This is a genomic window from Nostoc sp. (assembly GCF_036917575.1).
Lineage (GTDB): Bacteria > Cyanobacteriota > Cyanobacteriia > Cyanobacteriales > Nostocaceae > Nostoc.
Genome location: NZ_JBALDC010000050.1, coordinates 353,155 through 366,148, shown reverse-complemented (window position 1 = coordinate 366,148; position 12,994 = coordinate 353,155). Strand labels below are relative to the sequence as shown.

Annotated in this window: 10 protein-coding genes; 6 read left to right on the top strand and 4 right to left on the bottom strand. The window is 42.0% G+C overall.

What is annotated here, in order from left to right; genetic code table 11:
• Positions 1-14: 14 nt before the first annotated feature.
• Positions 15-425, bottom strand: a complete 411-nt coding sequence (locus V7K79_RS15025; protein WP_335048794.1) for a DUF6220 domain-containing protein — start codon at positions 423-425, stop codon at positions 15-17.
• A gap of 215 nt (positions 426-640) precedes the next feature.
• On the opposite strand from V7K79_RS15025, the gene V7K79_RS15020 reads away from it, so the two are divergent.
• Positions 641-1,303 (top strand): LuxR C-terminal-related transcriptional regulator, encoded by a 663-nt coding sequence (locus tag V7K79_RS15020; RefSeq protein ID WP_335048793.1) that lies wholly within the window; start codon positions 641-643, stop codon positions 1,301-1,303.
• A gap of 405 nt (positions 1,304-1,708) precedes the next feature.
• On the opposite strand, the gene V7K79_RS15015 is transcribed toward V7K79_RS15020, so the two are convergent.
• Together V7K79_RS15015 and V7K79_RS15010 are read right to left on the bottom strand one after the other, a co-directional pair.
• On the bottom strand, positions 1,709-3,421 hold the full coding sequence (locus tag V7K79_RS15015; protein ID WP_335048792.1) for a putative bifunctional diguanylate cyclase/phosphodiesterase: 1,713 nt from the start codon (positions 3,419-3,421) through the stop codon (positions 1,709-1,711).
• Positions 3,422-3,745: 324 nt separating this feature from the next.
• Complete coding sequence (locus tag V7K79_RS15010) at positions 3,746-4,435, bottom strand: 5'-methylthioadenosine/S-adenosylhomocysteine nucleosidase family protein (protein ID WP_335048791.1); 690 nt, start codon at positions 4,433-4,435, stop codon at positions 3,746-3,748.
• A 573-nt stretch (positions 4,436-5,008) separates the two neighbouring features.
• Here V7K79_RS15010 and V7K79_RS15005 point away from each other — a divergent pair.
• From V7K79_RS15005 to hpnH, 3 genes are all read left to right on the top strand, one after another.
• Complete coding sequence (locus V7K79_RS15005; protein WP_335048790.1) at positions 5,009-7,741, top strand: efflux RND transporter permease subunit; 2,733 nt, start codon at positions 5,009-5,011, stop codon at positions 7,739-7,741.
• Positions 7,741-8,766, top strand: a complete 1,026-nt coding sequence (gene hpnA / locus V7K79_RS15000) for a hopanoid-associated sugar epimerase (protein WP_335048789.1) — start codon at positions 7,741-7,743, stop codon at positions 8,764-8,766. The genes V7K79_RS15005 and hpnA overlap by 1 nt, the downstream gene beginning before the upstream one ends.
• 70 nt (positions 8,767-8,836) lie before the next feature.
• The gene (gene hpnH / locus V7K79_RS14995) at positions 8,837-9,856 is read left to right on the top strand and encodes an adenosyl-hopene transferase HpnH (RefSeq protein ID WP_335048788.1); all 1,020 of its coding nucleotides are present in this window, start codon (positions 8,837-8,839) and stop codon (positions 9,854-9,856) included.
• A 115-nt stretch (positions 9,857-9,971) separates the two neighbouring features.
• Here the strand turns inward: hpnH and V7K79_RS14990 are convergent, their stop codons facing one another.
• Positions 9,972-11,306, bottom strand: a complete 1,335-nt coding sequence (locus V7K79_RS14990) for an RNA-guided endonuclease InsQ/TnpB family protein (RefSeq protein WP_335048787.1) — start codon at positions 11,304-11,306, stop codon at positions 9,972-9,974.
• Positions 11,307-11,373: 67 nt separating this feature from the next.
• Here V7K79_RS14990 and tnpA point away from each other — a divergent pair, with 67 nt between their 5' ends.
• Together tnpA and V7K79_RS14980 are read left to right on the top strand one after the other, a co-directional pair.
• On the top strand, positions 11,374-11,796 hold the full coding sequence (gene tnpA, locus V7K79_RS14985) for an IS200/IS605 family transposase (protein ID WP_335048786.1): 423 nt from the start codon (positions 11,374-11,376) through the stop codon (positions 11,794-11,796).
• 194 nt (positions 11,797-11,990) lie between these two features.
• Positions 11,991-12,842, top strand: coding sequence for an alpha/beta fold hydrolase (locus V7K79_RS14980; protein ID WP_335048785.1), 852 nt, complete (start codon positions 11,991-11,993; stop codon positions 12,840-12,842).
• Positions 12,843-12,994 lie beyond the last annotated feature (152 nt).

Genomic DNA, 12,994 nt, shown 5'->3' with positions numbered 1-12,994 from the left:
GTTTCCTCAACGATTTAGTTGTGGTTGGTAAATACGATGTGTGATGTCCGATGCACTAAAGTTGTGGAAATAGAGAATAAAGAAAAGCCAATCAGTGGGTGGAATACTGCTAAAGGCAAAAAATGCAAGTGAATTGTGAGAAATTGCAGTCCCAGCAGCACAGGCAAACTTGCTGTCAGGTTTCGGACTCTTCGAGGAAACGGAATTAAAAACACCCATATCAACAAAATTAATGAGAGTCCGCCATATCCTCGCACGATCCAAATATGAAGATTCCACCAATCAGAGTTGTAAAAGTAAGCCAGTCCAACACTGAGTACTTGGGTTATTAAACAGAGATTGAAAAGCACTGCTGCGATCAAAAAACTGATTTGAATCCAGCGTCCGGATATTTGTGTATCATCAATGCCAGAATTTACAGTCATCTGAAGTAATTCCAAAAACCAAACAAATTAGTCATTGGTCATTAGTCATTAATAAAGAGTTTTTTGGTACATACCTCACAACAAAGTGGGCAAAAAAACTAAAAACTAAAGACTAATAACTAATGACTCCGCGAAGCGGTTTGATGTGACTAAAGCTAAGATAGGTTTAGTTGCGATACTGCGCCTAGACCTCGAACGAGTACACTTTGCAAATCATGGTTGCCTTACAAGCTCTAATTCATGGAATTGCTCAAGCTGAAGATGAACAGACTTTGCGATCGCACATATCCGCTCAAATGAGTGAGTATTTTTCAGCTACACGATGTGGACTGTTTTTCTTTGCCCAAATTTCTTTAGTTGACAGTAAGATTCAAAAAGCACTGCAAATGGCCTTATCACCTCAACACAATCCAGTTACACGCTACTTGCTAGAACGCCATGCCCCTGTTCATGAAGCTTTGGTAGTAGAACCGAAAACATGGAAGTTGATTTGTCCTCGTGCTGATCACTGGCACGTTATGGCAGGGCCAATTGTCAACAATGGTGAATTAGTGGGTGTGGTAGGTTTGACGCGTCAGCAAGGAATGCCTGCATTTGATTCACAAAATCTTACAGATTTGAGTGCGCTTTGTCTACACATTTCTACTTGGGTAGCAATGGCGCAATTGCAACAACCACTATTACAGAGAAAGCGTTTAACACCTCGTGAAATGCAAATTGCTGACTTGGTGGCTCAAGGACAAACCAATGCCGAAATTAGCGCTGAACTTTGGATTACTGAAAACTCTGTCAAGCAAGCCTTAAAAAGGATGTTTCGCAAGCTTGAGGTTTCATCTCGTGCTCACATGGTTGCAAAACTTTCCACAGTTTCAAAATAAATGACCTTTTATTAGCTTCATTAATCTTGGATTTCTCTACTCATGTCATTGAAAAAAGGCAGGAGCCAAAATTGTCTGAGAGTACCTAAATTTATTTATTAAAAACAAAAAATATGTATTTTATTAAGTAATACCAATTTGAAAAAAGAATGCGACAAATAGATCATTTGTAGAGACGCGATGAATCGCGTCTTTATCTAAAGATGTGTTGTAATCATTAATTGAATTGGTATAAGTGCAAGAAATACAGCATCCTTGTTAAATCTCTGTTCGCCTGACGCTCACGGCGAAAGCCTAAATTTATTTATGGCAATTTCTTCAGTATAGCTGCCCCCTGATAACCATTTCTAGCAAATATTCAAGTGAAACGTTATCAGGGGTGTATTTTCTGATTGAGGCATCCACTTATGCTGCAATTGTCTCCATCTGCTGAGAGGTTTTCTGCAACATCGGGGTAATTAGATCGGTGGGCACAGGACAACTGAAGTAATAACCCTGACCTTCATCACATCCCTGCATTTTCAGGTAGTCAAGCTGTTCTTGGGTTTCCACACCCTCTGCTGTGATGTTCAATCGGAGATTTTTTGCCAGGGCAATAATCGCATTTGTGACGGCAGCACTATCAGGATTCGACGTGACATCCTGTACAAATGACCGATCAATCTTGAGCATATTCACAGGAAAGCGCTTCAAGTAATTGAGGGAGGAATAACCAGTACCGAAGTCATCTAGAGCCAACAATATACCCAGTTCTCGTAATTGTTTTAAGGTTTTAACCGATCGCTCCATATCAGCCATCAAGAAGCTTTCTGTCACTTCCAATTCTAGGTAAGATACATCAAGTCCAGTTTCCTTAAGAATTTGACTGACGACCTCAACCAGATTCGGTAGTTCAAACTGTCGAGCTGACAGATTTACAGATATCCGAATTGGATTAAATCCAGCAAGCTGCCAAGCATGATTTTGGGCACAAGCAGTTCGTAAGACCCATTCACCAATTGGTAGGATTAAACCATTGGCTTCTGCAATGGGAATAAACTTTGTTGGAGAAATTAAACCTAATGTAGGATGCTGCCAGCGAATCAACGCTTCCACAGCTATAATTTGTCCACTGTGTAAATCAATCAGAGGTTGATAATAAACCACCAGTTCATTGCGCTCAAGCGCTCTACGTAATTCGTTTTCTAAAGTTATTCGCTCCTGCAACTGAGCATTAATTTCCGGTGAATAGAATTCGTATTTGCTACGCCCTTGCAGCTTCGCCTGGTACAGTGCGATATGAGCATGCTGCAAAAGTTGATCGATGTTATTACGCTCATTTATTCCATTAATGGTGATACCGATGCTGGCGGTGATATGAATCAAGTTACCCTCTATAGAAAAGGGTTTACTCAGGGTGCTTAATAGCATCTGAGATAGCTTAATCACACTTTCAAAAGAAGCAATGTTTATGCGGGCAATGGCAAATTCATCTCCACTCAAATGGGCAAGAATATCTGTTTGTGCCATGCAGAGTGATAACCTCTGAGCAACTGCTCTTAACAACAAATTTATTGTTTGATGCTTCAACCCATGACTCATCGCAGTGAAATCATCAATACTTAGTAAAAACACGGCTACAAAGCGCTGGTTGTTTTCAGATTGAGATAAAATCTGATAGAGGCGATCGCACAAGAAATCACGATTGGGCAATCCAGTTAGATCGTCATAATTACTGATGTAGTGAATTAATTCATCTAATTTGTGAAGAGTTTGTGAGGTATCCGCCATCAATGTACCGGCTTCGTCAGCAAATTCTGTGGGCAATTCAGGTAAGGTTTTGGTATTTAGATAATTTTGCAATGCCGCAGAAGTCAAAATCACCGGTTTGAGGAGGTGGTGTAGCGCGTAGAGGGTGGCTGCTGTACCCGCTAAGGTAGCCAACAGAGCAACAAGCATAACTCGAATCGCCATCTCTAAGGAATAGGAGTTTGAGATGACGAAACTTAAGAGTAAGCTAAGAAGCGGTATGTGAGTACCCAAAAATGCCACGAACAAAATTTTAGCGGTGTAACTTTTTTTGAGTAGTGGAAAACGAGCTAAAAATGAGTATAAATAGAGCTTGTGACTGAGCTTCATAAATTCTATTCGATAGTTGGTAAATTAGTTCCGAGCTATTCTGGTAAAAAAGTATTTATGATTTGCAATCCAGTGCAATTAGCTCTTATGGAACCCAACCCTGATCAGGTCATATATTATGCTTCCCAATATTGGTTTATGTTTTATATGTCTAATGATAAAGTTTCTGTAAAACTTCTTTCTAAGCAATTTCGTAATAAATACTTAAATTATGTTGATTGTTATTAGTTTGTTTTCAAGTGATATAAAAGCAGAAATTATCTAATACTCTTATTTAATTGGCGACAAATAATTTCTTCTAACTAATGGTAGAGACGCAACAGATTATTTATTGTTTTGTACTGAAAAGAGTAGATTTGTAACTTGCTCTAATACCTTTAATGCTGTTAATGAACCTCGAATCAAGCGAGTAGCAGCAAGTGGTTGTCGAAGCATGGCGATCGCTAATCGCAAAGGGTTTAGAGAACCATCAGAGTTAATTGCTGGTGTCAAATCGGGGATATTATGCTGACAATCGTCGCTGACTACTCGCAGCATTGCCACAGACACCCCAACCGCATTGAAAAATTCTAAAGCGGTAAATCCTTCCATATCAACAACATCAGCCGCCAAAGTCTCACCTAAACGGCGTTTTTCGGGCGCAGACCAAATTACGCGATCGCTCGTTAGTGACTTGACTAAAGATACTTTATCTGATATTAAAGAGTGCAATTGTGCGATAAAAGTGCGATCGCATTCTTGCTGTTTCCCCTGATAAACACAATCTTGATACAGCACAATATCACCAACTGTATAGCGATCGCTCAAGCTGCCACATATACCCATAATCAGCACTCTGGATTTTGGAGTTAGAAATTCTCCTTGTTGCAGGTATTTGAGTAAAGGCTTCATCCCAACAGGTATAGCTACTACCGTTGGGATGGAAGTAGTAACGCCGCTTAATCCGCGACACACAGCTTTATATTCTGCTCCCTGAGGCACCAAAATTGTGTTGATGGGTAAAAAATTAGACACTAGCTCTCTCAATAGTTTCAAATTTTAACAGTTAAATTAATATCGGGAGTATACGGGCGTGGTGCGATTTTTCTTTATCTTAGAGAGCGATTACCACGAGCTACGTCTACGCAGTTTGTCAAATAGGATTGCTCGCTATTGCTGCGTAGCCACTAAAGAAAGCTTTGGCTTGTCGCTCTGTATCCAAAGCTTTCTCCTAAAAGGATGATACTGGATAGGAAACTCAAGGCTGTATGTCCAAATCTGTTTATGGAAGATTTTCAAGCTTTTATTCCTTGTAGCTTTCCATAAAGCTCTGGCAAAATAATCTAGTTTGCTCTTTGAAGTTTCCTTTTGCATTCAAGATTGGGTAATATCTGAGTCACAATAAGTAATATTGCCGTTTGGTATAGCAGGAGGCAGGAGGCAGAGGGCAGGAGGCAGGAGGTAAAACTATTGCTAACTCTCTTCTTTCACCCCATCCTTATGTCCTAAAGAGTGTGACTAAGGCTATAGTAACCAAAATTCGCAAACCGAAGATGATTGCTGTAGCATGACTAAATAATTGTGTCACCCACACGATAATTTTCCAAGATGGTAAAGCTTCATAACTCAAAATCCGCACGAGAACTCTTCAATATTTCTAAATTGGCGATTCAATTTTCGTGGCTGACGGTGAGTTTTTGGATTGCTGTAACGGTAGCTGGTGTGCTGGCTTTCAGTTCCCTTAAATATGCCTTGTTTCCAGATATTACTTTTCCAGTGGTGGTTGTAAATGCTACAGTTCCCCTGACAACTGCCCTGGATACAGAAGCCAGGCTCACCAAACCCCTAGAAGAACGCCTCCGTTCCCTTCAAGGACTGGAGGTTATCCGCTCATCCACCTATCCTAGTCAAACAGCCGTTAGCCTCTCTTTTGCCGTTGGGACGAATTTAGAAACATCGACCAAAAAGGTTGAAACTGCCCTGAAGCAGCTAACTTTGCCTCAAGGAGCGACTTCTAAAATTATTCCCCTGAATCTAAACGAGTCAGCCGCCATTAGCTATGCCATAGAGAGTTCCACGCGGAATCTCAAAGATTTGACGAAATTAGCACAAGATGAGATTGTTAGTGCGATCGCTAAATTACCAGGAGTATTAAAAGTCTCACTGCTAGGTGCTGCTACCGCAACTCCTCCGGTAAATCCAGGGAATGCAAGTGCAACGGTTCCCCAAGGTGGGGCGACATTAGTCAGATTTAACGGTGAAGATGCACTTGCATTTCAGGTAATCAAACGCGGTAGTGCTAATACTTTGGAAGTAGTAAGTCGAGTTGAGAAAGAAGTTCAAAGGCTACGCTCTACCCTCAAGGATGTTAACCTCACTTTAGCTGCGACCCAAGCAGAATATATCCGCCAAGCCACCCAGTCAACAATCGATGCTTTGCTGGAAGCAGTCTTGTTGTCAATAGTAGTAATTTTTCCTTTTTTGTGGAATTGGCGGGCAACTCTGATTTCTGCCTTGGCGATTCCTACGTCTTTGTTGGCGACATTTATCGTTATGGCGATTTTCGGCTTCAACCTGGAAACAATCACCCTGCTGGCTTTAGCTTTGGTGATTGGTAGCATTGTCGATGATGCGATCGTCGATGTGGAAAACATCATGCGACACGTTGAAGATGGGGAAACTCCTCGCCAAGCAGCGCTTTTAGCTACAAATGAGATTGGGTTGACAGTTACCGCCGCCACTTTAACAGCAGTAGCAGTTTTTCTACCCATAGGTTTGATGGGTGGGGTAATTGGTCAGTTCTTCAAGCCTTTCGGTATTACTGTATCAGCCGCGATGCTTGCTTCTATGCTAGTTGCTCGGACTTTATCTCCAGTTCTGGCTATCTACTGGTTGAAACCTAAATCATCCCTCTCCCCGCGTCGGGAAGCAAAAATCTGGGTAGCGTTTACCCAATCTTACAGAAACTTGCTGAGTTGGTCTTTAAATCACCGCAAGATAGTTATCGGGTTAGCTGCACTCAGTTTCATTGCAGGAATAGCACTGATTCCACTAATTCCTAAAGGGTTTATTCCCAAACTTGATCGCGGCGAATTTAATATTGTTTATACGGCTCCTTTGCCGAGTATTCCTAGTGGAGCAGAAGGGCAAGGGGGCAGAGGAGCAGGGCAACAAGGGATAAATCTCAGTCCCCAGTCCCCAATCCCTAATTCCCAATCCCCAATTCCCAACCCTTTAAATGATTCTCTTGAGGTTGCGAAGAAATTAGAAAATGTAGTTAGAAAATCACCGCCAGTTGAAACGGTATTTACAACTGTAGGCTCTCGTGAAGGTGAACCAAATAAAGGGACACTATATGTAAAGTTAAAGAAAAACCGCACAATCACAACTGCGGAATTACAAGACCAATTACGCTCCTCATTGCCTACTCTTTCTGGGGTAACTACCAGTGTTGAAGATATTCAATTTGTTGATTCCGGCGGTCAAAAACCCCTACAAATAGCATTACAAGGTGATAACCTTCAAGCTTTGAGCAAAGCAGTCAAAGCAATTAAAGAAAGGATTCAAAGGCTACCGGGATTCGCTGATGTTACAGTTACAGGTGAAACAAATCCACAGGGCACAGTTTTTCAGATTGAGCGTCTGAATAATCAGCGCGTAGCCTACATCAGTGCTAATCTTGGCAAGGATCTGTCTTTGGGTAATGCCACCGACAAAGTGGTAGCTGAAGCAAATGCGGTGTTACCATCTAATGTTTCTTTAAATTTAGGGGGAGACTCTGCTAACCAAAGTAAGGTTTTTAGCAGTTTCGGCAGTACTTTAGCTCTATCTGCCCTATGTATTGTTGTGGTACTAATTTTACTATTCAAAAGCTGGGTAGACCCTCTAGTTATTGGTGTCTCTTTGCCTTTAGCACTAGTGGGGGCAATGTTGGCGCTACTAATTACCAAGAGCGACTTTGGCATGATCTCATTGATCGGTTTCGTCTTTTTGCTAGGGCTGGCAAATAAAAATGCAATTTTGCTTGTAGATTACATCAATCAGTTACGCAACGCTGGCTTAGAGCGCACCGAGGCGATTCTTAAGACCGGACTAGTGCGCCTCAGACCAATTATGATGACCACAGCTTCCACTATTTTAGGGATGCTACCGATCGCTTTAGGTTTGGGTGCTGGTTCCGAATTGCGATCGCCGATGGCTGTAGCGATCGCAGGTGGACTAGTAACTTCAACTATCCTCAGTTTGATTGTTGTGCCAGTAGTCTACACTATTTTGGATGATTGGTTTCCCCGTTTTGAAAACAGAGGGAGCAGAGAAGCAGGGGAGCAGGGGGGAAGTTGATGCAGGTTTTTGTCACGGGGGGTACGGGTTTTATTGGTGCTCATTTAGTACGGTTGTTGCTGCAACAGAGATATGCAGTCAAAGTGCTGGTACGCTCAAGCAGCAATTTGGAGAATTTACGCGGTTTAGAGGTAGAAATTGTCAAAGGCGATTTGAACGATCCAAATCTCTGGCAACAGATGGTAGGTTGTCAATATCTATTTCATGTCGCAGCCCATTATTCCCTCTGGCAGACAGACCGGGAGTTACTGCATCGTTACAATGTCCTGGGTACACGCAATGTGTTGGCAGCAGCTCGCAAAGCTAACATTGAGCGCACCGTCTACACAAGTTCAGTGGCAGCGATTGGGGTAGGATCGTCAGGGGAAGTTGTAGATGAAACACATCAGAGTCCCTTAGAAAAGTTGGTAGGTAACTACAAAAAGTCTAAATTTTTGGCTGAACAAGAAGCTATACAAGCTGCTGCTAAAGGTCAAGAAGTAATTATAGTCAATCCCACCAGCCCCATTGGCTCGTTGGATATCAAACCTACCCCGACAGGTGATATAATACTGCGGTTTTTACGACGGCAAATGCCTTTTTACTTGGATACTGGTCTAAATTTTATCGATGTGCAAGATGTGGCGTGGGGGCATTTACTGGCTTTGCAGCGAGGTAAATCAGGCGATCGCTATATCTTAGGTCATCAAAATCTCAGTCTCAAAGAACTACTCGAACAACTTGCCGATATCACCGGGTTGAGCGCACCTCAACAAAAAGTACCCGCTTGGCTACCCCTAAGTGTTGCCTGGGTTGATGAAAAGATTCTCGCACCATTAGGGAAATCGCCCTCAGTGCCATTGGATGGCGTTCGGATGGCGAAACAACCGATGTATTACAATGCTGCCAAGGCTGTACGAGAATTGGGTCTACCCCAATCTTCGCTAAACGCCGCACTCAAAGATGCTGTGGATTGGTTTGTTGCTCAGGGATATGTTAACCCCTTTGGGGAATTCCAAATTCAAAATTCACGCATTCAAAATTGAAGACCTCATAGATAAATCTAGGGGTTGAGAAAGAGGTGTATTTATCTTTAAAAGAGGAGCGATCGCAACAATGGCAGTTAATCTACAACAAGCTATAGATATTGGGAAGTATCTTGTTACTCAGCGTTTGAAAGGACGTAAACGCTTTCCCTTAGTATTAATGTTGGAACCTCTTTTTCGGTGTAATCTCGCTTGTAATGGTTGTGGTAAAATCCAACATCCAAAGGAAATATTAAAGCAAAATCTCACCCCAGAACAGTGTTTTACCGCAGTGGAAGAGTGCGGCGCACCAGTTGTCTCAATTCCTGGAGGAGAACCTCTGCTGCATCCGCAGATTGATCAGATTGTTCAGGGATTAATTGAGCGCAAGAAATATATTTACTTGTGTACCAATGGTTTGTTGTTAGAAAAGAGCCTGCATAAGTTTCACCCTTCCCCTTACCTGACTTTCAGTGTGCATTTAGATGGAATGCGGGAATTACACGATCGCTGCGTCGATCGCCAAGGTGTTTTTGATATTGCTGTCAAAGCTATTCGTGCCGCTAAAGCTAAAGGCTTTCGTGTCACCACTAACACCACTATCTTTGAAGGTACTAAACCTAAAGATATGCAAGAGTTCTTCAACTTTCTGGAAACACTAAATACTGACGGGATGATGATTTCTCCCGGTTACAGTTACGAGTGGGCGCCAGATCAAGATCATTTTCTCCACCGCGAACAAACCCGCGCCCTCTTCCGAGAAATTCTGGCTCCATACAAAAGTGGTGCAAAAAACTGGAACTTCAATCATAATCCGTTGTTTCTAGATTTTCTCACTGGTGAGAAGGACTACGAATGTACGCCTTGGGGTAGCCCTAGTTATAGCGTTCTCGGTTGGCAAAAACCTTGCTATCTGCTGAACGAAGGTTATTACTCCACCTTTAAGGAATTACTTGCACAAACTGACTGGAGTCAATACGGCCAGAAGAGTGGTAATCCCAAGTGTGCCGATTGTATGGTTCACTGCGGCTACGAACCTACCGCCGCAATGGATGCAATGCAGCCGCAAAATATGGCACGTGCCCTTAGCAGTGTGTTTGGTAAAAATTAGAAAGTAGTAAATACTACATAATAAGGGTGCGATGCTTACGCACCCTTTAAGGATTCTGATTGCACTGGAATATGCCTAATAACATACGATATTCAAAAGAGAATGCTTATATGAACTACCCCTGGCTAACTTCGTTTGAGCCAGGGGTTTCTACATCCCCTGGCATAGCCTGAGATTTTTGACGCTTCGCACGATCGATTTGCTTCATACTTCCGGCAGTTTTACGGGTGTGTGAAGTAGAGATACAGCCATCCACATCTGAGAAGCTAGTTCCTAGCTCCTGTAGATTATTCGAGTACCAAGCAAGCATAACTTCAGCAGCAGCAATGTCGCGCTGCTGAGTATATCCGCAGTTTAAGCAAAGATGAACTCTTTGGTCTAAAGTCTTCTTTTCTTGATGTCCACATTTAGGGCAAGTTTGAGATGGTTTTACCTTACGTGTCGGTACTTCAAAATACTTCCCGCCAACATCATCTAACTTAGCTTTTAGGACATCTTTTATCATGCCCATACCGACATCAAGTATCGATTTATTCAGCCCAGATTTTTGCTTTTTGTATTTGCCAATATAAGCTTTAGCACTCATATTTTTAACTTCTAGTTTCTCTGTGACTACCGTGCTGTTACCGCTAATTATCCGTGTAGTCTCATGATGCACCCAATTTTGGCGCTGATTGGCAACTTTTCTATTCAGTCTACTAACCTGCTTTTGGGCTTTTTTCCATCGTCTAGAAGCCTTAATCTTTTTCTTGAAATTAGGTGAACGTTTCCGATGTTTAGCCTTACTCAAGCGTTTGTTTTCAGCGTCTACTTTCCTCAAAAATCGAGGTGCTGGGACTAATCCATTTTCCACGCCATTAGTCCAAGCAATAGCATCGTTACATCCTAGATCAATAGCGATTATTCCTGTATCAGTTTCGCGGCTATTTTTCAACAAGTCTTGATCAATCTCTAGAACAATGCTTGCATACCACTTACCATTACGGTAAAGAATATCCATTGCTTTAGGGTGTCCCCAAAGTCTAGCTTTGCCCCGCATCTGTATCTGACCAATCTTCGCTAATTCTAAATAGCCATTATCGCCAGTACTGTGTGCTTTCCATCCCGTAAATGATGGGTAACTCCACCCTGAATAATGCCTAATTGATTTGAATCTTGGATACTTGTTTAATCCTTTGAAGAAACGTTGAAACGCAAAATCAACACGCTTTAGAGTCGCCTGTAGTGTTTGAGAATTACACTCTTTATATTCTACCCAGACTTCTTTGAAATCTGGTAAACAGTTCTGTTGCTCAAAGTATGAAACAGATTTACCAAATCTTTTATAAGAGTTGATTCTATTGTGCAATGCAGCGTTGTAGATTTCCTTGTGCAACTTTCGATGATAATGCAATATTGCATTCACCTCATTGGTTGGATATAGCCTAAAAGTTGCTCTACGTAACGCCACCTTGAATTACCTCCTGTTGGGTTTATTGACTTATGATATAATTTCATAGTCTTATTCAGTTGTCAAGATGGAAACTCAATTCAGAAAAGCTGCTCATGCTGTTTTTAACATTCAGTTTTACATAGTATTTGTCACCAAATATCGTAAAAGTGTTATCAATGAAGCGATTTTCTCTAAACTGCAAGAAGTGTTTAATCGAGTGTGCGAAAAAAGAAAGTGTGAATTGATAGAGTTCAATGGTGAAGATGATCATGTACATTTATTGGTAGATGCACATCCAGACAATAATATTTCGCAGTTAGTTAGTTCCCTGAAGTCTGCATCAAGTCGTATTATTAGGAAAGAGTTTGAAATTTATCTAAAACAGTTTTATTGGAAAAAGGAAGATCCTAGTTTTTGGACAGATGCTTACTGCGTTGTTTCGACTGGTGGCGCACCACTAGAAGTAGTCATTGAATATATCAAAGCACAGCAAAAACCTAAAATGTAGTAATTGTCAAAAACTCAACTGCCCCATCACTTCTTTTACCTGCGGTAAAATTCAGCAATAGGGCGTTTCATTTTTGACTCGCTTACATCCCCTCCCTGCCTTTGGCGCTAGGTTGGGGAATTACGTGATACAGTTAAAGATATTGCGATCGCTCCCTCAGCCAAATTCGCCGAAAATAATCAGGGAAAACACTCATGCCATTTGTATCTGTTCGTGACCTGCAAATGTATTATGAGATTCGGGGCACAGATCAACGCTTGCTCAGTATTAGTGGTACTGGAGGTGACTTGCGCCGCTTACCCACTATTTTTGACTCACCGCTTGGTCAACACTTTGAAATCCTAGCTTACGATCAGCGTGGTCTTGGCCAAACCTCGAAACCCGATATTCCCTATACCGTAGCAGATTACGCCGCTGATGCTGACTCTTTGCTGAATGCAGTAGGGTGGGAGAACTGCGATGTCATAGGGATTTCCTTTGGAGGTATGGTAGCCCAAGAGTTGACACTACGCTATCCGCACCGCGTTAAACGTCTTGTTTTGGCGTGTAGTAGCAGTGGCGGTGCTGGTGGGTTGTCATATCCATTGCATGAACTTGTGAACCTCCCTGGTGAAGAACTGGCTCGTCGGCAGATAACAGTTGCTGATACCCGTTGGCAAGACCAGGCTTGGCTTTCTAGCCGAACTACACAATTTGAGGAACTAGTGAAGCTGACACTAGCGGCTTCTCAAGAGGGTGCAGACGAACTAAGTCGTCAAGTTGGGCGTCTTCGGCAGCTTGAGGCTCGTGCTGCTCACGATACCTATAATCGACTTTCTCAGCTGGATATTCCTGTTTATATCTGCGGCGGTCTTTATGATGGCATATCTCCTCCTGCCAATCTTGAGGCAATGCACAAACAGATACCAGGTGCTTATTTAGAGTTTTTCAAAGGTGGTCATCGCTTCCTTTACCAAGACCCCCAAGCATTCAAGCGGATCATAGCGTTTCTGCAAGATAAATTCGTAAGAATTCAGCACCCAGTAGTCAGAAGTCAGAATTTCTAAGGAGTTTAGTATAACTAGGAGATTCATTTACCAAATATGACTCTGATTCTTTAACTATTCTGACGAATGTATTCTGACTCCTGAATTCTTACATAAATTCGATTAGGGAATTGCATTAACAATGCAAAAAATTACATTTAGCTTATGCCTCT